This is a genomic window from Flagellimonas algicida (genome assembly GCF_049629585.1).
Lineage (GTDB): Bacteria > Bacteroidota > Bacteroidia > Flavobacteriales > Flavobacteriaceae > Flagellimonas.
Genome location: NZ_JBMYIX010000001.1, coordinates 692789 through 714446, shown reverse-complemented (window position 1 = coordinate 714446; position 21658 = coordinate 692789). Strand labels below are relative to the sequence as shown.

Sequence of the window (21658 nt, the reverse complement as noted above, 5' to 3'; positions counted from 1 at the left end):
ATGTAAATAGGTACATCTAGAACTTAAAACCTTGTAGTATGAAAAAGTTAGTACTCTTTATAGCAGCGATCGCTTTCGGTACACTAGGTACCCAAGCCGCCAAAATAGAAGATAATGTTGTAACAGCTACAACATATCGATATGGAAACTCATTTATCTTCGTTGAAGACGGGGTAACTTTTTCAGTATACCCTGATGGTGAGTTCGATTTTTACATGGACAACCGAGTAAATGTTGGTGTTGGTGCCCGAATTGGAAATGTGGGCATTACCTTCAACTCTGGGTATAACTACGACCCTTATGTGCAGTATGATGATTATGGTGCCGTGATCCAAGTGGAAAACACCCCCATTTTTTACGATTACTATGGTCGGGTTTCACAGATAGGTGGTGTGGACATCTGGTACAATAATGGTAGGGTAAGACGCTTAGGTGGATTGCATGTATATTATAATGGAGGCGTGTTCAGTCATTATACAGGATTCATCAACATCTATAACAGACATTATGTGTACCGTCCTTTCCATAGGTATTTTGCCAGACCAGCTGTAGGGTTCTGTACCGTATATACCTCACCATATAGAAGATACTATAGACCGGTACGATATACGTACTATACTCCTTACCGACACAACTATAGAAGAACTTATGCCAAAGTTGGAAGGTCATACAAGTATAACCCCAATAGGAGAAGTAAAGTCTATAGAAACGATAGAAGAGTAGCGGTACGTGACAATGCCAGTATACGAAGAGGATACACAGGGCGTAGCAATAAAACGGTGGCCCGAAACGATTATAGGAAAGGTAATACCGTTTCCCGCTCCAACACCGTAAAAAGACAAGTTGCCCCTAATAGGACCAGTAGTAAAAGGGTGTACAAAAAAGCGGATGGTGTATCCCGAAACAGTGGTAGAACCGTGGCCCAAAAGCAGGTGACCCGGACCCCAAACCGGAAAACCGTAACGCAAAGAAAGGTTACCTCTACCCCTAATCGTAAGACGGTGACCAGGACCACTACAAGTACGTACAAAAAGCCTCAGACCAGAAGCAGTTCAAGTAGGTCTGTAGTAAGTAGAAAAAGTGCTCCCAAAAGAACGGTTTCCAGAAGTACCAAAAGTACTACTGTTAGAAAAAGCACTGGTAGAACAAGCAATAGAAGCAGTAACGCTGGAAGAACATCAAGAAGTTCCAGAAGGCAATAAAGATAGTTTTTAGGTTGGTTAGTTGTTTACCCCGTAGTTGGATTTATCCGCTACGGGGTTCTTTTTTGTATTATTCCTGCCTCTTCTTCAACCATTTGGAAAGCACGCCTGAAACATCCTCTGAAATTTCAAACCGATATAGAATCCCAACATACATCACAACAATCAAAATGGATTTCAGCAGAATATTGATGATGGGATGAAAAGAGAACTGCAACATATTGAACAATACCGCCAACAGGAGGAGTGTGGCAAAAACCTTGAAAGTAGCCCCCGTAAAAGGCAGAAAGCCAAACTTTCGTTTTACAAAACCCAACTTGACCACATTAAAAATAAAAATGGAAATAAAACTTGCCAAGGCTGCCCCTGTCATCCCCCATTTTGGAATTAATAGAAAGTTCAACACAATGGTCAACACGGCTAAGCAGACTCCAAAAATCAAAACTGTTTTATAGTATTTGGAGTTGTACAGAATGGAGTTGTTGTTGCCCAAGAGCGAATCGAATACCTTGGCCAAACCAATCAAGAAAACAATGATGAACCCGTTCCGGTACGATTCCGGGAGCAGGAGATATAAATCATTTAAGTTGAGTATGATCAGAACAAATAAAATCCCCGATGCAATAAACAACGTCAATGAGGTTTTTTGATACAGTTTTTTCAGACCAACTTGGTCGTTGGTATTCAACAATTCCGCAGTCAGTGGATAGGTAATCTGGTGCATGGCCCTGGATGGTACTATAATCACGGTGGCAATATATACGGCAACCCCATAGTAAGCCACATTTTCAATACTGATGAATTGATTGAGCATAACCTTATCGATTTCCAACAAAATCAAGGCGGCCGAACCCCCCAAAATAATCAAAAAGGAATAGGAGAGTATTTCTTTGGCATGTGCCGGAAATTTAAAATCCAACCGGGGAAACCTGAGTGTATAGGCATACATTTTGATGATCACGGTGCGCAATAGGTACAGTCCCACTAAACCTTTGAAAAAGAAATCCAGCGAAATAACTTCAAAATGCAATAGGATCAAAAGGATGGACACCCCTATCCTACCGAACACCTCTTTCATGAAATTTCCAAAAACCGATTTCAGATGTACTTTGCACCAGGCATAAAAAACCTCAAAATATGCCATGGCCAACCCCACAACAAAAACATACCAGAGATAATCCTTGACCATTGGGTTTACTTCTGAAATCAAATTCCCCAAAGGCTCATACCAAAAGAACCCGACCAAAGCAACAGGAACAATCCCCAGCAAGGGAATCAACAGCATCAATGTTAAAAAAGAATCCTTTTCAGAATCTTGACAAAAGCTATAATATTTCACCATAGTGTTGTGCACCCCAAAAGCCATTAAGGGCATTAAAATAGCACCAGAGGCCAGGATGAAGGTTACCAATCCATAATAGGCATCAGGCAAGATTTTGGTGTAGAGGAAAAGGGTGTTCACCGCACCAAACAAAAAACCCAGATAGGTGACTACAACATTTTGTATGGATTGCTTTAGTACGATTCCCATTAGATAAATTTAGCCAAACTATGGGTCAGAGCCCTTCTATGGTACTGCTCCACATCTTTTGAATTTATTTGCAGTTCCCCCTGTTGGTACTTCTTGAACCAATCCAAAAGTACCGATTTTAGGGATGCTACATCGGAATGCAGGAAGAACTCCCCCGCTTGAACCGTGGTCACCATGGCCCCCGCTTCCCAACCTTCCGGACCTAGGGCCAAAATGGGTCGTTTGGCGTTCAAATATTCAAAAAGTTTGCCCGGGATGATACCTTGGGTCTCTTGGGAATCAATTTCGAGCAACAACAATATTTGTGATTTTTGCTGTACCTCCAAAACTTGGTCATGGGAAAGATACCCCATCTGATTCAAGTAGGGATCAAGTCCAAATCCATGAATGGATTTGAGCACCTCTTCCCCAATCACTCCAGCCAATTGAATACGAAGGGTGTTCCCAAAATCTTTGTTTTCTTGAACAAGTTCAGCCAGAGCTTGCCATAAACCCACAGGATTCCTCCCTGTAAGCAATGACCCGATATGGGAAATCGTAAAGTTGTCATCTTGGGCCATAGGCTTTAAGGCCTCATCAAACCCATTGGTGATTACTTTAATGGGCTTGTCGGTAATTGCCTCGAACTCCTTTTTTGTGGTATGGCTGGTCACCACAATTTTATCGGCGGAAACCAGTACTTCTTGTTCCAGTTTTTTGTGCTTCCGCTGTGCATATGGGGTCAAGCGTAATTTTTTATGGTACCCTATGGTCGTCCATGGGTCCCTAAAATCCGCAATCCATTGGATGGCGTATCTCTTCTTTAAGCCCAAACCTATCAAGTGCAAACTATGGGGCGGTCCTGTAGTGATCACGGTTTTTATGCCTTCATCCGCAATGACCTTTGCCAAGTATTCCATGGAAGACCTTACCCACAACTTACGGGCATCAGGGATAAAAAAATTGCCCCGTATCCACAGTAACAATTTTTCCATGGTTGAAGGATTCGTTTCCTTAATAATCCCGGAACTGATGGTTTTTGTCTTCTTTTTGGAAAGCAAGGAGGCCCAAGCATAGGGTTCTTTTATGGGTTGTTTCAGTACTTTAATGTCCTTGGGAATTTCCCCAACCAGCTTTTCATCAATGATGGGATAGCTGGGATTCTCCGGGACATAGACTATGGGAGTGAATCCAAATTCGGGCAGGTATTTTGTAAACTTTAGCCACCGCTGTACCCCTGGTCCCCCGGCAGGAGGCCAATAGTACGCTATGACCAGAATCTTTTGCATCAGGATTCCTTGGATTTCTTGGAAACAAAGGAATAACCAACACCCCCCACAATGATCAGTCCCAGTAAAGTACAGGCCGCCAAGCTAATCTGACTCCCCGTTTCCACCACCTTGGGTTCAAATTTGAACTCGATTTCATGGGTTCCTGCGGGCACCTTCATCCCACGAAGTGCGTAATCCACCTTATAATGGGGTTCAGGTTTACCGTCAATAAAGGCATTCCAACCTGAAGGGTAATACATTTCGGAAAACACCGCAAAACCTTCATTGCTGTTGTTGGTCCTATATTTTAAATAGTTGGGGCGATAGTCTTCCAAGCGTATGGAGGCCAATGAATCCAACTCATATCGATTCTTGGTCAAACGGGGATATGCTGTGGTATTGACCACTGCCTCCGATTTTGAATCAAAATCCTTCAACGCTGCAATCTCCTCATTGGCCGATGAAACCGAAAGCAGTCGTTCCACAAACCAAGCATTGCCATTGGCATTATCGTTCAGGGCAGGAAAGCTGTTCCCTTCCTCATCTTGCTGGATGATGTATTTTACATTGAGCATGTTCAACACCTGTAGATTGTTTTGGTACAGATGGTACTCGAACAAATCTTGCAATGCCCTAGGCTTTGCGGCATGGTATCCTCCGATGGACTTGTGGAAATAAGAGGTTCGGGCACCGTTCAAGCCTTCCTGTGGATCAAACACCCGGTAGATGGAATCGTCCTGTTGGATCATTTGGTCCAGTTCACTTGCCTGGAAAGGGGTGTTTACCTGACGTTGGCGTACAAAATCACCTTCATTCACGTAACGAAGGGCCACCCCGACCAAATCAAACAATATCAATCCGCCCAGAGCCAATACCATGAAATTCTTGCCTATTTTCTCCTTTATGAATAGCCAAAGGACCACAGCGGCAAGGGTCACATAAATCAAAGACCGAATCGTGTCGCTAGTATACACTGCTTCCCTATCCCTTTGGATCATGGTCATGACGTCATCACCAAAATATCCGCGGTACATCTCATCGCGAAGTCCTTCAAAGTCGAAGAATCCTTTTAGGAGAAAAATAAACACGCCCAATCCCAAAGTGATGAAGAAACTCAACTTCAAGGCCTTTAGTTTTTCTTTGTCGTCCCCCGATTTTTTGAAAAGCTCCCACAGACCCAGTACGCCCAAAACGGGCAAACAGAGCTCCAATACCACCTGAATGGAAGAAACTGCCCTAAACTTATTGTACAGCGGGAAGTAATCGATCATAAAATTGGTGAGGGCTGGGAAATTTTTACCCCAAGAAAGCACTAGCGCCAATATGGCACCAGTTAAAAGCCACCATTTTCGCTTGCCCTTCGCCAGAAAAAGTCCTAAAAAAAACAGAAACACCACAATGGCTCCCACATAGGCTGGCCCTGCCACAATGGGTTGATCGCCCCAATACAAGGGCAGTCCACTGGACAATTCCAAAGCTTTGGAAGGGGGTAGACCCTGACCTACTAAATATTCAAACACCTTGGAGTCCGTTCCAAGGTCTTCATTGCCGGAACCTCCGAACATCCTTGGAACAAACAAGTCCAACGATTCAGCGATTCCATAGCTGTATTGTGTAATGTATTCCTTGTCCAACCCATTGGAGGCCTGCATAGGCGTTCCGTCCGGGTTTACGGTCAATTCAGATTTGCCCCGGGTACTCCAATCCGCATACTCCTTGGTGGCCATAAGCCCTGTGGCATTGGCCGCTATAGAAAGGGCCACGGCCAAAATTAAAATCCCTACGGAAAGGAACAGATGTTTTAGTGTCTTGTCCTTGATGGCATAAATAAGCTGAATCAGACCCAATACCAATACCAACAACATAAAATAGTAGGTCATTTGGTAGTGGTTGGCGCTGATTTCCAAAGCCATGGCCAGCGCGTTCAAGATAAAGCCCCAGAGATATTTTTTTCGAAACACCAAAACGATGCCCCCCAATACCATGGGAATATAGCCCAAGGCATGTGCCTTGGCATTGTGTCCCACCCCAAGGATGATGATGAGGTAGGTGGAAAACCCAAAGGCCAGTGCCCCCAAGGCCGCCAGTCTAAAATCTACCTTAAGGCAAAGGAGCAGAATATAAAACCCAATAAAGTACAGAAAAAGATAGTCCGCAGGTCTGGGCAAAAACCGAATCAAGCGATCCAATTTCTTTACGTAATCATGCGGATAGTTTGCCCCCAATTGATAGGTGGGCATACCGCCAAAGGCGCTATTGGTCCAATACGATTCCTCTCCAGTAAGTTCTTTGTAATCGTTACGTTCCTTGGCCATACCCTTGTACTGGGCAATGTCGGATTGAAAAATGGCCTTTCCCTGCAATACGGGATAAAAATAGACCAATGACGTAAGTATGAACAAGCCAAAAACACAAAGATGTACGATAAAGGCCTTGGGAGAAAGTTTCATGGATAGGTTTTGAAAAGACAAATATTAGTCAATTTCTTCAAAATCTATGTATTCTCCAACTTTTTTTGAGGGTTTGGAACCTTTGGAGGTTCCTTTAAAAATAGTAGTCTTTCCTTCCTCAGTAGGCTCATTTGTATAGTGTTGGTACTGTCCAAAATCCTGTCCAAAACGCTCTTGGGTCTTCTTCATGGCATAATTGAACAATCTGGGGGCCAACCACTTTAGCAGTAATTTAGCTGCGTAGTATACTAATATGAGGAATAAAATCGTTTTTAGTACAACCATATAACCTTAGTTATTGTATCAAAATTACACTGTTAGTTGCTTAATAAACCCAAACGTTTCATAAAATAGTATTAAAATCAGTTATATGGATTTTTCCTTCGTCAGAAAAGCACTGTTTCTCTCCCTTTTTGCCCCTACCCTTTTAAGTGCCCAATATACCGATGTCATCAATTCCAATAGACCTGGCCGGGCGGTCAGTGCCTATGCCGTTGGAAAAAATGTGGCACAGGTTGAAATGGGGCTGCTGTATGAGCAACGGGACGATTCTGAACAAAACTTTGACTCCAATATTTTTGGGACTGATATTGCCCTACGATACGGACTACTCTTCGAGCAACTGGAGATTGTATACGAGGGTTCCTTTATTTCGCAGAATATTGACTATTCCTCCCCGTTGGGAACGGATGGTAGGCTGACCGATTTTTCCAGAAATCGTGTGGGGCTAAAATATTTGGTCTACGATCCCTTTAAAAACCCAGAAAAAAACAAGCCCAATCTATATAGCTGGCGGGCCAACAATGTTTTTCAGTGGAAAAACCTGATTCCTGCCGTTTCCTTATATGGTGGGGCCACATTTACCGTTGGGGACAATCCCTTTTATGTGGGCGACCCCGTATTATCGTACCGTGGGGCCATTGCTACCCAGAGCAGACTATCCCCAAGGTTTGTGCTGATTTCCAACATTGCCTATGACCGTATTGGCACCGATTTCCCGGAATGGCGCTATGCCCTTTCCGTGACCCATGCCTTTAGAAACCCCAAGTGGAGTGTTTTCTTGGAAGGACAAGGCATCAACAGTGACCGTTATTCCGATATTTTGGCGCGCACCGGCTTGGCGTACCTGTTCAGCGAAAACTTTCAGGCTGATTTTCATTTGGGATCCAACTTTAAAAGTGACCCTTCCAGAATCTTCGTAGTGGCCGGCTTCTCCTACCGCTTGGATTTCCATAAGGACAAACTTATCCCCATTGATGAGCAAAGTGGCGGTCAAAATGGAAAAATCAAAAAGAATTCCAATAAGAAAAAATCAAAAAAGCGGGATAAGAAAAATAAAGACGATATAGATTTCTAAGTTTTTACCCCAACGCTTTTATGCTGTAGGTAATATTCCTATTATTGAACTTGTAAAAGTTGATGTATGATCACCGTTAAACAGGTTCAATCCAAAGCAGAATTAAAGGACTTTGTAAAGTTTCCCTTTTCCCTATATAAAAACTCCGACTATTGGGTCCCGCCCATCATCAAGGATGAAATGGAATCCTTTGATGAAACCAAAAATCCGGTCTTTAAAAATGCCGAAGCTTCCTTTTTCTTGGCCTACAAGGATGGGGAAATCGTGGGCAGGGTCGCTGCCATTGTCAATTGGTTGGAAGTAAACGAACAACAGCTCAAAAAAATGCGTTTTGGGTGGTTCGATTTTGTGGACGACCTTGAAGTATCCAAAACCTTATTGGACAAGGTGGCCGAAATTGGCAAGCACCACCAGCTTGAGTACATGGAAGGACCCGTAGGATTTTCCAATCTGGATAAGGTTGGGGTACTTATTGAAGGCTTTGACCATATCGGGACCATGATTACCTGGTACAACCACCCCTACTATCAATCCCATTACGAAAAACACGGATTTGTCAAGGAAAAGGAATACCTTGAAAACAAGTTTTTGGCAGCCAAGGCCGACCCAGCCTTGTTCCATAAGGCCAATTTACTGGTGAAGAAACGGTATGGACTTCGGGAAATGAACTTTACCAAAAGTGCGGACATTATGCCTTGGGTGGATAAAATGTTCGACCTGTTCAACGACACCTATTCCAAGCTTTCCTCTTTTGTGAAGATCACAGATATCCAGAAGGAATATTTCAAAAAGAAGTACATCAGTTTCATCAATCCGGAGTATATCAAGTTTGTGGTGGATTCCAATGATGAACTTGTGGCTTTCGCCATAGTGATGCCCTCGTTTTCAAAGGCGCTGCAAAAAGCCAATGGGAAATTGTTTCCCTTTGGTATCTATCACTTGTTGAAAGCCAAAAAGAAAAGCAAGGATGTCATTTTTTACCTAATTGGCATCCGCCCCGATTATCAGAACAAAGGGGTCACGGCCATTATTTTTAACGAGTATTATAAAACATTCAGTGATAAAGGTGTTGTGAACTGCATCCGTACCCCGGAATTGGAAGAGAATGTGGCCATACGGCAAATGTGGAAGCACTTTGATCCCGTGGTACACAAACGCCGAAGAACCTATCGCAAAGACTTGTAGCAGAAGAATTTGGTGGGTTTGTTAAAATAAAAGATTGCCAAAATGCACGAATCCCTACTACAAAACATATCCAAACATGTAAAGCTCTCTCCCGAAGAGATTACGCTTTTCAACACTTTTTGGACCACCAAGACTTTGGAGAAGGGAGATTATTTGCTGCAAAATGGAGAGGTGTGCAAAACGGACAATTATGTCATTTCCGGTTCATTAAAAGCTTTTTACATCAATCCTGAGAAAGGAACAGAGGAGATTCTCTATTTTGCCATTGATGATTGGTGGGCCACGGATATCCTCAGCTTTCAAAAACAAGAACCCGCCATGTACACCATTCAGGCGTTGGAAAAGACAGAAGTGCTCCAAATCCAATACCATGCATTTCAGAACATGTTGGTGGAAATCCCAAGGTTGGAACGGTATTTCCGTATCATTCTGGAAGGCTACACGGCCAGTTTACAACGGAGAATCGTCATAAACAATACGTACGATGCTGCCCATCGCTACGCCGATTTTTTGGAAAACTACCCCCAACTCGCCAAAAGGGTGCCCCAATACCTCATTGCCTCCTATTTGGGAGTGACTCCCGAATTTATAAGCCGAATACGAAAAAACAACCCGAAATTGAACTAGGTCAATTTTTAGGGTTTTCTTTTGGTACAACTTTGCTTTCAAAATGGAGAGCAAATGAAAAAAGTACTTATTATCAACGCCAGCGTGCGAAACGAAAGATCGCAGAGTAGACAACTTACCCAGCTGTTCTTGGACAATTGGCGAAAAAAGAATCCCGATGATTCCTTTACCCACAGGGAAGTGGGACTGGACGAAATCCCACCCATTGACGAAAATTGGATTGCCAGTGCGTTTGTAAGGCCTGAAAACAGGGAAGAACAAAACCAAATCGGAGTTGCTTTGAGCGACATACTGGTCAAGGAACTTCAAGAACATGATGTTTATGTCTTGGGAACCCCCATGTACAATTGGTCCATTCCCAGTGGTCTCAAGGCGTATATAGATCAGATCATGCGGATCAACGAGACTTGGAAATTCCGTTCGGGAAAGCCCGATGGGGATTATGTGGGACTTTTGGAAAACAAAAAACTGTTTATCCTGTCCACCCGGGGTGATACCGGATATGGGGAAAACGAAAAGAACGGGCACATGAACTTTCAGACCACGTATCTGAAGTTTATCTTTGGGATGATGGGTGTGACCGACACCACCATAATTTCATTGGACAATGAGGAATTTGGCGGGGAAATCTTTGAAAAGTCGAAACAAAGAATCTATGAGCAAATCAACGCCATTCCCTAAAGTCACTTCAAAAATTTTGAGCATAAAGTGGGCCATTGGGTTCACTTTTTTTGTTTTTGAAGGATTTTTATGATTTTAGAATACCCCAAATCACATCAAAAACCATTGACCGAGATGCATCATGGACCATACTTCCGTAAAAATCATTGAATGTTATACGATTACCGGCAGAGGGTTGTTGACTGAAATTCAGCATAGCCTTGATGGACTTCCTCCCAATACCGTACTGATGGACCCAAACTCCAAACAAGCATGGGTAGTAAAGAAAAGGGTCCTTTCCGGACTGCTTATGATGGCCGATTCTGAAATTTTCTTTGATTGCGAAACTGAGTTTGAGCATCTAAGCTTAGCCTTTAAGACAGAGGCAGAACGCGATAAAGCCTTCAATAATGAGCTGGAGAAAAGAAAACACAACATTTATGGGTACCTTTTAGCCCCGACCATGGACCATGCAAACGCCAAACCAGAAGCGGGAAGCACATTATTAGTCCAGACAGAGTCCTAAAACCCTTGGAATCTTGTCGCATCCCCTACTCCATCTTTGCAATCTGGTCCCGCAGCCTTTGGTTGGCTTGGTGCAACAGCTCGTTCTGATGTTTAATGATGCCCAAAGTCCTGTATCACGGTCAGGTTTTCTTGTTGGGTGCCAATAATGGCCTCTAGGTCAGATTTGGTGTATTTTTTCATTTGTCAAAAAGTTTAGAAATTCTATTTTATAGTTCGAAAATCAAAAATTATTATGACAGAATTAGGATTGTTTTTATCCAAAAAGTCAGCTAGCAAGGCCGAAATCTCCAGAAAAACTGGCATCAGTAAATCAAGGATAAGTGAATTGACCCTTAATCCCTCGACTCAACTTCGGGCTTGGGAACTTTATTTGATTGCATTGGCCTTGGATGTAGACCCGGGAGAAATGTTCAAAGAAATGTATAAGGATCTGTCCTTGAAAAATGATTAAAGAAGGAGTGGAAAAAATACTTTCAGATCTTTTTAAAAAATCATTGACCCAAGTAGGCAATAATTATTTTACTCCTCAACAAGTTCAAGAAAATTGGATAGGAAATCCTGCTGCAACCACTTCCGAAGTTCAAAAAACTGAATTAAGACTTGGAATCCAACTTCCTGAGGATTATAAAGAATTTCTTTCCATAGCAAATGGATACCCTACATACAATGATGCTGTAGAACCAAGTTTTTTAGAAGTAGGTCAAATTCAATACTTAAAAACTTACGACCATGAAATTGTTGAAATTTGGAAAGGAACTGGAAATGATGAAACAGGTGCTATACTTGAACAAAGCATTATCATTGCCGGAATGAACGAGGAGCAATATTTTTTGTTAATTCCTCCTAATAACACAACAACCGTATGGCGATATTGGAAGTTCGCCAGTTGGATTCCAGGTGAAATCGAATACAAAAATCTTACTGATTACTTTCTTGATGTAATAAGTAGTATAGATAGCATGTAAGCGCTTATTCTACTCGTTACTCCCCCATCGCGGCCGCTACGGCAGCAGAAAGTCTTTTATAGGTACCGTTTTCCAATCGCTCCCTAATGGATGAAAAGGCATCCAAGGTCTCTGCAATATCCTGTAGGGTATGGGTAGCCGTTGGGATCAATCGCAATAATATCAACCCTTTTGGGATAACCGGATATACCACAATGGAACAGAAAATACCGTGGTTTTCACGTAGATCCTTTACCAAGGCCATGGCCTCCGGGATACTTCCGTTCAAATAGACCGGGGTAACACAGCTACTGGTGGTTCCCAAATCAAAACCACGCTCGCGAAGTCCGTTTTGTAGGGCATTTACATTTTCCCACAATTTGGCCTTGAGCTCGGGTCTGGAACGAAGCATGTCCAATCGCTTCAATGCCCCTTTCACGTAGACCATGGGCAGCGATTTGGCGAACATTTGCGATCTTAGGTTGTATTTAAGGTATTCTATGATTTCTTTGTCGGCAGCCACAAAAGCCCCGATACCTGCCATGGATTTGGCAAAAGTGGCCAAGTATACGTCTATCTGGTCCTGCACACCTTGCTCCTCTCCTGCTCCGGCCCCTGTTTTACCAAGGGTTCCAAAGCCGTGGGCATCGTCCACCAACAAACGGAACTGGAATTTTTTCTTCAGCTCCACAATTTCTTTGAGGATTCCCTGCTCTCCGCGCATTCCAAACACCCCTTCGGAAATTACGAGGATACCACCTCCGGTCTCATTGGCCAATTTGGTGGCACGTTCCAGGTTTTTCTCCAAACTTTCCGGGTCGTTGTGCTTAAATGTGAAGCGTTTGCCCATGTGCAAGCGCACCCCGTCAATGATACAGGCGTGGCAGTCCACATCATAGACAATAATATCGTCTTTGGCCACCAAGGCGTCTATCACGGACATAAATCCTTGGTACCCGAAGTTCAACAAATAAGAGGCTTCCTTATGAACGAATTCGGCAAGCTCCTTTTCCAATTGCTCATGGTAATCGGTATGGCCGCTCATCATACGGGCGCCCATGGGATAGGCGGCACCGTGCTCGTAGGCGGCGTCCCCATCAACTTTTTTGATTTCCGGTAGATTGGCAAGTCCCAAGTAGTCATTGATACTCCACGTTATCACATCCTTTCCTTGGAATTTCATTCGATTTGAGATGGGTCCTTCCAGCTTCGGGAATACAAAATACCCTTCTGCCTGCGATGCCCATTTCCCTAGAGGTCCTTTGTTTTCAATGATCCTATCAAATAAATCTTTCATCTACCTTAAAATTGATTGAACTGCAAAAGTATAGATTTTTACGAAGTACGCACAACGAAATTTTTATACAAAAAAACGACAATGAGATCATTGCCGTCTTTATTTAGATTGTGCAGTACATCTTACTACTTTATATATTCTATTTTTTCTGGTACCTCGGCATTTTGGATATCAAAAAAGCCTTGGTTTTCCATCCATTCATTGCTGTACACCTTGCTCATATAACGTGAGCCATGGTCTGGGAAGATAACCACCACATTGCTGTCCTCGGTAAATTCACCTTCGGTATTCAACTGGAACAGTGCCTGCATGGCGGCCCCACTGGTATAGCCCACAAACATCCCTTCGGTATGGGCTATTTTTCGGGCCATATGGGCACTTTCACCATCGGTGACCTTTACGTAACGGTCTATACTATTAAAATCCGTGGCTGTTGGAATAAGGTTTTTCCCCAAACCTTCAATACGATAGGGATATACCTCATTATGATCAAACTCCCCGGTCTCGTGGTATTTTTTAAGTACGGAACCATAGGCATCCACGCCCAAAACCCTCACATTGGGGTTCTGTTCCTTTAAATACCGTGCAATCCCGGAAATGGTTCCCCCAGTACCGCTACAGGCCACCAAATGGGTAATGTTCCCGTTGGTCTGCTCCCAAATCTCCGGCCCGGTGGTCTGATAATGGGCCTCAATATTGAGTTCGTTGAAATACTGGTTGATATAAATGGAGTTCTCGGTTTCTTGGTGAAGACGTTTGGCCACTTCGTAATACGAACGCGGGTCGTCTGCGCTTACGTGGGCAGGGCATACATATACCTTGGCCCCCATGGAACGCAACATATCTATCTTATCGGGCGATGATTTTGAACTCACGGCCAAAATACAATCGTACCCTTTTACTATACTGACCATGGCAAGGCTAAAGCCCGTATTGCCCGATGTGGTCTCAATGATAGTACTTCCTGGCTTAAGGATTCCCTTGCGTTCAGCCTCCTCAATGATATGGACGGCTATACGGTCCTTGGAGGAATGTCCTGGATTGAAGGACTCCAACTTGGCATAAAAGTTTCCGGTTAGGGGAGCTGCAATGGTGTTAAGCTTAACTAAGGGGGTATTTCCAATTAGGTCAAGGATACTGCTGTGCGCATTTATCTGTTTCTTCATAACTGGTATTAGGTAAGGGACAAATTAGCCATATTTCGCCAAAAGTCCGGCACAAAAGTAACATTTTTATTTTTAAAAGGCTTTTCCTTCAAGATCTAAAATAAATACGTAATCCTTTACCGTCTCCCGTAAAGCCTCGAATCTACCGGATGCCCCGCCATGCCCGGCATCCATATTGGTGTCCAAAAACAATAGGTTATCATCTGTTTTATAGTCCCTTAGCTTTGCTACCCATTTAGCAGGTTCCCAATACTGCACTTGAGAATCATGCAGTCCTGTGGTAACATAAAGATTGGGGTAATCCTTGGCCTCTACATTGTCGTAGGGTGAATAGGATTTGATGTAATCGTAGTATTCCTTTTCATTGGGATTGCCCCATTCGTCATATTCTCCTGTGGTCAACGGAATGGTATCGTCCAACATGGTAGTGACCACATCCACAAAAGGTACCGACGCAATGACTCCATTATAGAGTTCCGGGGCCATATTTACGATAGCGCCCATCAAAAGACCTCCTGCGGAACCGCCACTGGCATACAAATGTTCCGGACTCGTGTACTTTTTCTCAATGAGAAACTCAGAACAGGCTATAAAATCGGTAAAAGTGTTCTTTTTTTGAAGCATTTTTCCATCATCGTACCAAGGTCTTCCCAAATACTCCCCTCCCCTTACATGGGCAATGGCATAAATGAAACCTCTGTCCAACAAACTCAACCGTACGGATGAAAAATAAGGATCAATGGTACTTCCATAAGAGCCATAGGCGTATTGCAACAACGGACTGGTCCCATCCAAAGGGGTATCTTTTCGGTACACCAAGGAAATAGGCACTTTTTTGCCATCCGATGCTGTGGCCCATAAACGTTCCGTGGTGTAATTGGCCTTATCAAACTTACCGCCAAGGACTTCTTGTTCCTTCAAAACTTTTTTGGTCTTGGTCTGCATGTTGAAATCGATGACGGCATAAGGCGCCCCCATCTCATTATAGTAATATCTGAGTTCGTTGGTATCAAAATCCAAGTTGACCGAAGCTCCAGCTACATACGTTTCACTATCAAAAGGCAAATAATAGCTGTCTGTACCGTCCCAACGGGAGATTTTGAGCTGGTTAAGGCCATTCTCACGCTCTGAAAGCACATAATAATCCCTGAAAATTTCAGCATCCTCCAACAGTACATCTTCCCGGTGCGGGATAAATTCTTCCCAATGTTCCGATGAAGTCTGGCCTTCACTGACTTTCATCAGTTTAAAATTGGTGGCCTTGTCCTTATTGGTAAGGACATAAAAATTGCCTTCGTAGTGCGAAATGGAATACTCCACACCCAAATCACGGGGTGAAAATATCTTGAAATCCCCATTGGGGTCATCGGCATTCAAAATTTGATATTCCGAAGTGAGCGTACTCACCGAACCGATTACGATAAATTTTCTGGACTTGGTCTTATAAACAAAGGTATTGTAGGTGTCATCCTCTTCATGGAACACCAATACATCATCCGCTGAAGAAGTTCCCAATACATGCTTGAAAATTTTGTCCGAACGAAGCGTAACGGGGTCTTTTTTGGTATAAAACAAGGTTTTTCCATCATTGGCCCAAACCGAGCTCCCCGTGGTGTTTTCTATTTTGTCAGGAAAAATTTCACCGGTCTGAAGGTTCTTTATTTGGATATTGTACTGTCTTCTGGATACCGTATCCGTGGCAAAGGCGGCCAAGGTATTGTCAGGGCTTATGGTAACCCCTTTTAGGTTGAAGTATTCGTGGCCTTCGGCCATCTGGTTGCCATCGAACATGAGTTCCTCCTCTGCCTCTAAACTTTCCTTTTTACGTGAGAAAATAGGGTATTCCTTTCCTTCCTCGTAGCGGGTAATATACCAGTAGCTATTCAATTTGTAAGGTACGGAGGAGTCGTCCTCCTTGATTCGGGATTTGATTTCCTGAAAAAGCGTCTCTTGAAACTCCTTCGTATGGGCCGTCATTTTTTGATAATACTCATTTTCGGCATTCAGGTAATCAATCACGTCCTGATCTTCCCTATTGTTCATCCAGTAATAATCATCGGTCCGCACATCACCGTGTTTCTCCAGTTTTGTAGGTTTCTTTTGGGCCACCGGGGGTTGTATACTCATGGATTCTTGTTTAGTATTTTGGCAAGAGCCTGCAAAAATAAGGCTTAAAATGATACTATAAGTGAGTGTTTTGGTATGTCCCATGGATTTAGATTTCTTCCAATGTATTACTTTTGAAGTCAATTACAACTAAAAAATTGCGACTATGTTTGGAGATTTAATGGGTATGATGGGAAAATTGAAGGAGACCCAGAAAAAGGTTGCCGCCACCAAAGAGCGTTTGAATACCGTACTGATTGATGAAGCATCCGCCGATGGCCTTTTGAAAGTAACTCTTACCGCCAATAGGGAAATAAAATCCATAAGTGTTGACGATTCTTTGTTGGAAGACAAGGAGCAACTGGAAGATTATTTGGTTTTGACCCTTAACAAGGCCATCACCAAGGCTACCGAGGTCAATGAAACGGAATTGGCTGCCGTAGCCAAAGAAGGGATGCCCAATATCCCGGGAATGGATTCCTTTATGAAATAAGCTATCCTATTTTTTTCAAAATAGTGAGGAAGTGGTCGTGCATGGCATCCGTATAGTCCAAATGGGTGACAATACGCAGCTTTCCCTGCCCCATTCCAATGATGGATATCTGGTTTTCTTCCAGCTTTTTCAAAAAATTTGGGGATGACACCTGGGATTCATCCAACTCAAAGATGATGATGTTGGTTTCTATGGGCTCCACTTTTTTAATAAACCCAAGCTTAGAGAGTACTTCCCCGATTTCGGCTGCTTTTTTGTGGTCGTCCGCCAATCGGTCAATATGGTTGTCCATGGCATAAATTCCAGCCGCGGCCAGAAAACCGGCCTGACGCATACCTCCACCCAGCACTTTACGGACACGAAGCGCCTTTGCAATAGTCTCGGAATCCCCTACGAGTACAGAACCCACAGGACACCCCATCCCCTTACTTAAACACACGCTTATGGTGTCAAAAAGGGCTCCGTAGCTTTTTGGGTCTTCTTTTTTTGCCACCAAGGCATTCCATAATCGGGCACCATCCAAATGGTATTTGAGATGGTGTTCGTCACAAACCTTTCTGATTTTTTGGAGTTCTGCAAAATCCCAACAGGCTCCCCCTCCCTTGTTGGTGGTATTCTCTATACAAACCAAAGAAGTCAAGGGACTGTGGTAGAAATCTGGAGGATTTATGGAGGCTTCCACCTGTTCTGCTGTCATCATCCCTCGATGCCCATCCACCAATCTACAACTTACCCCACTGTTAAAACTGACTCCTCCTCCTTCATAATTAAAGACATGGGCATATTTATCACAGATCAATTGCTCACCGGGCTGGGTATGGAGTTTTATGGCCGTTTGGTTGGCCATAGTGCCGCTAGGGAAGAACAAAGCCGCTTCCATCCCAAAGTATTTGGCCACTTTTTCCTCCAAAGCATTTACCGTGGGGTCGTTTTTAAATACATCGTCCCCCACTTTGGCGGCCAACATGGTCGCCAACATTCCCGCTGTAGGCCGGGTAACCGTGTCACTGATCAGATTGATTTCCATAAAAGTTCAAAATTCAATATCGAGGCTCAACATCAAGCCGTAGGATATTCACTTTAATTCCCCTTTCATCATTTATTATTACCTAAAACCTGCCCTCTTCAATATTATTTATACCGTGTTTTCTATGTACTTGAACTTGTATTTATCTTTAACTAATTCATACAATCCATTCCAATGGGAGATCCATCCGGAATTTTTGGGGTCGGTATCAATTTAAAATTTTCGGGTTTGTCCAAAAACGCATCGATACGCCGCACCATTTCCACGGCAATGGCTGTTTTTTCACCTCCAAGCAAGGAAGCCTTGAGGTTTTTAAGGGATTCATGGGCTACGGCATTTACCTGAGGGTGCACGGCATCATGGGCGGCCAAGTTCATGATATGGTACAACACCCGAAAATTAATCGTCTGCTGTACTTCATCCAGATAGGCATCACGGTTAGAGGCTCCGATGGTGTTTTTTATCGTTTCCTCCAAAACTTCCGAAAGTCCCAATTGGTTTTTGTCCAAGCTCTTTTGCTGAATCAATCTAGAGGCACGTTCTGGGTGCAATAAAAGTACCAAGGTCATATCGGCCGCGGTTTCGGCAGCGGAAAGGGCATCAAAGCTCACCCCTGTCCTACCATTGAACGATTCACGGGTTCTTGAATATCCAATGGCCCTGGGTGGAAAAAGCTCCAATTTATCCTGTGGAATGGCAATTACTTTGGCATCCAAGGTTTCCAATATGGATTCCAAGGCTTGTTCCTGTACCGCTTCGTTTATCATATGTACCGTACGTTGTCCGTCACCTTTGGTGGCATAATTGTAATCCAGTCCGCCTACAAGCTTGGCAACCGCTTCTGCCTGATAACGGTGAAAGAAATACAAAGGTGCAAATACATCTTCCAAAACCGAATTGGGTTCGCCGGTACGGATGTTGTCCATGGAAAAATTATTGATGGCCGTTTTCCTAACCTGCAAAACGTTTTCCAACTCTTGGCTCGCACTTTTACCGTTGTCCCACAAATGGGCCAAGGCATGGGCACCTCCTGTGGGTCTCGCATCCTGATCGGAAATATACCGCAAACCATCATCTTGGGCCTTTTTTAGGATGGCATTCAAGGCTGTTTTTTCATCAGTGCCCTTTGGAAAATCGGAATAGGAATAGGCCACGGTCACTTTGTCCCACTCCCCTATCCCCGTGTCATAGGCATTGGAGAAATCTATGCTGTTTCCATCCAATTCAAACTGGGGATGCGGATAATCCATCACCGATGCCCTGTCATTGGTACTTGCCGCAAAATTATGGGCAAATCCAAGGGTATGACCTATTTCGTGGGCAGAAAGCTGACGGATTCGGGCCAAGGCCATATTCAGCATGGGTTGGTAATTATCATCCCGTTCAGCAAATGGTTGGTTCATTAAAGCTTGGGCGATTAAAAAATCCTGACGAATACGCAGACTTCCCAAGCTCACATGTCCTTTTATGATCTCTCCTGTACGTGGATCGGTAACACTGCTGCCATAACTCCAACCCCTTGTGGAACGGTGCACCCATTGGATCACGTTATAGCGAACATCCAAAGGATCGGCATCATCGGGCAATACTTTTAGCTGAAATGCGTCTTTGTAGCCTATGGCCTCAAAGGCTTGGTTCCACCACCTTCCACCTTCCAAAAGAGCAGAACGAACGGGTTCCGGGGTGCCATTGTCCAAATAATACACAATGGGCTCCACAGCTTCGCTCACAGGGGCACTTGGGTTTTTCTTTTCCAATCGGTGGCGGGTCACAAATCGCTTTAAAATGGACTCTTGGACCGGGGTGGCATAATCATAATATGAAAATGGGTATGAACCACTACGTGGGTCGAACTCTCTTTTTTGGTACTTGTCATCTGGCAATTCAATCAGTGAGTGGTGTTGCGCCACGGTAACCAAGCTGGGGTTGGGGGTCACGGATTGTATCCAGCTTCCTGTAGGGGTCCCTTCAAAGGTAAGTATAGCATCAAACTCCACATTTTTTGGAAAAGCCTTGGTGCGTTCAAAATCCAACGCGCTTTTGGATTTGTCCAAACTGTACGCCCCCTGTTTGGTGCTTTTCAGCCTATTGGCCACCCCGTGGGCATCCCGCATCAAGAAATCAGTAAAATCAATCAAATAACTTCCACGGGACTCTTCCTCTATCTTGAAACCGTGCAATACCGATTTGGCAAAAGCCTGCTCCACGGATTTTCGTTCCAAATTGTTCTGGGTGATGGCCCTATATTCCAAATTGGGCTGTACCAATAACAATTTATTACCAGCTTTTTTGAAAAAGACCACCTGTTCGTTCCCGAGTTGTCCGCGATCCAGACCAATATCGTTGCTTCCTATCCCACTGCTCAGGGCATACACATATAGGAACTCCTTGTCCAACTCATCCACTTGGAGGTATATTTTGTCGGATTCATCGTCGTAGTAAAAGTTGAAATATCCGCTGAACTTTTGAAAATCCTTTGCCTTGTTAAAGGTCTGCGCTTGTAGTACAGTACAGAACGAATACAGTATAATCGCCAGAGTAATGTTTTTCTTCATAATAGTGTGGAAATTGGACTTAAAAATATGTATTTCATTTTTAAAAACATATGAAAACGTCTTTTTAAAAGATTGGGTGTGAGATGGGTTTGGCAGTAGCAAAACAAGTGTTGGTCTACCAATCAAGTTTGATTCAGTTATATTCCAAAAGAAGTTTATTTTTGTGCGAAAGTTAAGTATATGACCACTACAGATCAGCAGAAAGATCTTATTGAGCGCCTTGGTGCGTTAAGGAGGTATCTTTGACATTGATGCCAAACTTATTGAAATAGAGAACGAGGAGGAGAAAACCTTGGCTCCGGATTTTTGGGACAATCCGCAAGAAGCCCAAAAACAAATGCAATTTTTAAAATCCAAAAAGAAATGGGTAGAGGATTACAATGCTGCCCAAGCCTTATTGGGAGACCTTGAGGTCTTGATGGAATTCCAACAAGCTGGGGAAGTCTCCGAGGAAGAAGTGACACAACAATACGATAAAGCATTGTTGGTCATAGAAAACCTAGAGTTCAAGAACATGCTTTCCGATGAGGGTGACGAGCTTACCGCTGTGCTTCAGATTACGGCTGGTGCCGGAGGTACGGAAAGTTGTGATTGGGCTTCCATGCTTATGCGGATGTACCTCATGTGGGCCGAAAAGAACGGCTACAAGGTCAAGGAACTCAATTATCAAGAAGGCGATGTTGCCGGGATAAAGACCGTGACTTTGGAGATTGATGGCGAATATGCCTTTGGTTGGCTCAAAGGTGAGAACGGAGTGCATAGATTGGTCCGTATTTCCCCTTTTGACAGTAATGCCAAACGCCACACCTCGTTTGCTTCGGTATATGTGTACCCACTGGTGGACGATACCATTGAAATTGAGATCAACCCTTCGGATATTGAAATCACAACCGCTCGTTCAAGCGGCGCAGGTGGACAGAATGTAAACAAGGTAGAGACCAAGGTCCAATTGGTACACAAACCCACGGGGATACAGATTTCCTGTTCCGATTCGCGCTCGCAGCACGACAACAGGGCCACGGCATTAAAAATGTTGAAATCGCAGTTGTATGAAATAGAGCTTCGGAAGAAACAAGAGGCCCGGGCCGAGATAGAATCCTCAAAAATGAAAATTGAATGGGGGTCGCAAATCCGAAATTATGTGATGCACCCCTATAAACTGGTAAAAGACGTGCGTACTGGAGAGGAAACCGGTAACGTGGATGCCGTTATGGATGGGGACATTAGCGCATTCTTGAAAGCCTATCTGATGATGATGGGGCAAAAAGAGGAATAGTTTT

At 43.7% G+C, this 21658-nt stretch carries 19 protein-coding genes; 10 read left to right on the top strand and 9 right to left on the bottom strand.

The genetic code is table 11. From position 1 onward, the window contains the following. Positions 1-38: 38 nt before the first annotated feature. Positions 39-1202 carry a hypothetical protein gene (locus tag ACPD8L_RS03110; RefSeq protein WP_423941798.1) on the top strand — a complete coding sequence of 388 codons (1164 nt, stop codon included), beginning with the start codon at positions 39-41 and terminating at the stop codon, positions 1200-1202. A 70-nt stretch (positions 1203-1272) separates the two neighbouring features. On the opposite strand, the gene ACPD8L_RS03105 is transcribed toward ACPD8L_RS03110, so the two are convergent. From ACPD8L_RS03105 to ACPD8L_RS03090, 4 genes are read right to left on the bottom strand one after another with little or no spacing between them, the layout of a single operon-like run. Then, complete coding sequence (locus ACPD8L_RS03105) at positions 1273-2733, bottom strand: lipopolysaccharide biosynthesis protein (protein ID WP_423941796.1); 1461 nt, start codon at positions 2731-2733, stop codon at positions 1273-1275. Beyond that, the gene (locus tag ACPD8L_RS03100) at positions 2733-4001 is read right to left on the bottom strand and encodes a glycosyltransferase (RefSeq protein ID WP_423941794.1); all 1269 of its coding nucleotides are present in this window, start codon (positions 3999-4001) and stop codon (positions 2733-2735) included. The genes ACPD8L_RS03105 and ACPD8L_RS03100 overlap by 1 nt, the downstream gene beginning before the upstream one ends. Further along, positions 4001-6433, bottom strand: coding sequence for a YfhO family protein (locus ACPD8L_RS03095; RefSeq protein ID WP_423941792.1), 2433 nt, complete (start codon positions 6431-6433; stop codon positions 4001-4003). Before ACPD8L_RS03095 ends, ACPD8L_RS03100 begins: the two co-directional genes overlap by 1 nt. Before the next feature lie 24 nt (positions 6434-6457). Then, positions 6458-6718, bottom strand: coding sequence for a DUF4834 family protein (locus ACPD8L_RS03090; RefSeq protein ID WP_152130499.1), 261 nt, complete (start codon positions 6716-6718; stop codon positions 6458-6460). An 85-nt stretch (positions 6719-6803) separates the two neighbouring features. Between ACPD8L_RS03090 and ACPD8L_RS03085 the strand changes: the two genes are divergently transcribed. The 7 genes from ACPD8L_RS03085 (at position 6804) to ACPD8L_RS03055 (ending at position 11755) form a co-directional block, all read left to right on the top strand. Further along, a complete protein-coding gene (locus ACPD8L_RS03085) occupies positions 6804-7790 on the top strand; it encodes a transporter (protein WP_293300346.1) in 987 nt (328 codons plus the stop codon). Positions 7791-7856: 66 nt separating this feature from the next. Further along, on the top strand, positions 7857-8975 hold the full coding sequence (locus tag ACPD8L_RS03080) for a type 1 periplasmic-binding domain-containing protein (RefSeq protein ID WP_423941790.1): 1119 nt from the start codon (positions 7857-7859) through the stop codon (positions 8973-8975). Positions 8976-9017: 42 nt separating this feature from the next. Next, the gene (locus ACPD8L_RS03075; protein ID WP_423941789.1) at positions 9018-9602 is read left to right on the top strand and encodes a Crp/Fnr family transcriptional regulator; all 585 of its coding nucleotides are present in this window, start codon (positions 9018-9020) and stop codon (positions 9600-9602) included. 54 nt (positions 9603-9656) lie between these two features. Beyond that, positions 9657-10283, top strand: a complete 627-nt coding sequence (locus tag ACPD8L_RS03070) for an FMN-dependent NADH-azoreductase (RefSeq protein WP_421809304.1) — start codon at positions 9657-9659, stop codon at positions 10281-10283. A 121-nt stretch (positions 10284-10404) separates the two neighbouring features. Continuing rightward, positions 10405-10788 carry a hypothetical protein gene (locus ACPD8L_RS03065; protein WP_421809303.1) on the top strand — a complete coding sequence of 128 codons (384 nt, stop codon included), beginning with the start codon at positions 10405-10407 and terminating at the stop codon, positions 10786-10788. 234 nt (positions 10789-11022) lie between these two features. After that, positions 11023-11241 carry a helix-turn-helix domain-containing protein gene (locus ACPD8L_RS03060; protein WP_129654367.1) on the top strand — a complete coding sequence of 73 codons (219 nt, stop codon included), beginning with the start codon at positions 11023-11025 and terminating at the stop codon, positions 11239-11241. Beyond that, a complete protein-coding gene (locus ACPD8L_RS03055) occupies positions 11234-11755 on the top strand; it encodes an SMI1/KNR4 family protein (protein WP_421809302.1) in 522 nt (173 codons plus the stop codon). The genes ACPD8L_RS03060 and ACPD8L_RS03055 overlap by 8 nt, the downstream gene beginning before the upstream one ends. A 16-nt stretch (positions 11756-11771) precedes the next feature. Here ACPD8L_RS03055 and capB read toward each other — a convergent pair whose 3' ends face one another. From capB to ACPD8L_RS03040, 3 genes are all read right to left on the bottom strand, one after another. Then, complete coding sequence (capB, locus tag ACPD8L_RS03050) at positions 11772-13031, bottom strand: cysteate-C-fatty acyltransferase (RefSeq protein ID WP_116218891.1); 1260 nt, start codon at positions 13029-13031, stop codon at positions 11772-11774. Between the two features lie 125 nt (positions 13032-13156). Next, complete coding sequence (gene capA, locus ACPD8L_RS03045) at positions 13157-14197, bottom strand: cysteate synthase (protein ID WP_116218892.1); 1041 nt, start codon at positions 14195-14197, stop codon at positions 13157-13159. Between the two features lie 72 nt (positions 14198-14269). Continuing rightward, on the bottom strand, positions 14270-16324 hold the full coding sequence (locus ACPD8L_RS03040) for a S9 family peptidase (protein WP_423941788.1): 2055 nt from the start codon (positions 16322-16324) through the stop codon (positions 14270-14272). 145 nt (positions 16325-16469) lie between these two features. Between ACPD8L_RS03040 and ACPD8L_RS03035 the strand changes: the two genes are divergently transcribed. Then, positions 16470-16796, top strand: coding sequence for a YbaB/EbfC family nucleoid-associated protein (locus ACPD8L_RS03035; protein ID WP_423941786.1), 327 nt, complete (start codon positions 16470-16472; stop codon positions 16794-16796). Between the two features lies 1 nt (position 16797). On the opposite strand, the gene ACPD8L_RS03030 is transcribed toward ACPD8L_RS03035, so the two are convergent. After that, positions 16798-17823, bottom strand: a complete 1026-nt coding sequence (locus tag ACPD8L_RS03030) for a threonine aldolase family protein (protein ID WP_423941784.1) — start codon at positions 17821-17823, stop codon at positions 16798-16800. A 152-nt stretch (positions 17824-17975) separates the two neighbouring features. After that, positions 17976-20378 carry a zinc-dependent metalloprotease gene (locus ACPD8L_RS03025; protein WP_423941782.1) on the bottom strand — a complete coding sequence of 801 codons (2403 nt, stop codon included), beginning with the start codon at positions 20376-20378 and terminating at the stop codon, positions 17976-17978. A 180-nt stretch (positions 20379-20558) separates the two neighbouring features. Here ACPD8L_RS03025 and prfB point away from each other — a divergent pair. Next, positions 20559-21654, top strand: a protein-coding gene (prfB, locus tag ACPD8L_RS03020) for a peptide chain release factor 2 (protein ID WP_423941780.1) whose coding sequence is annotated in 2 segments (ribosomal slippage) — positions 20559-20621 and positions 20623-21654 — 1095 coding nt in all. Because the reading frame shifts where the segments join, the coding sequence is not laid out codon by codon here. The last annotated feature ends 4 nt before the right edge of the window (positions 21655-21658 follow it).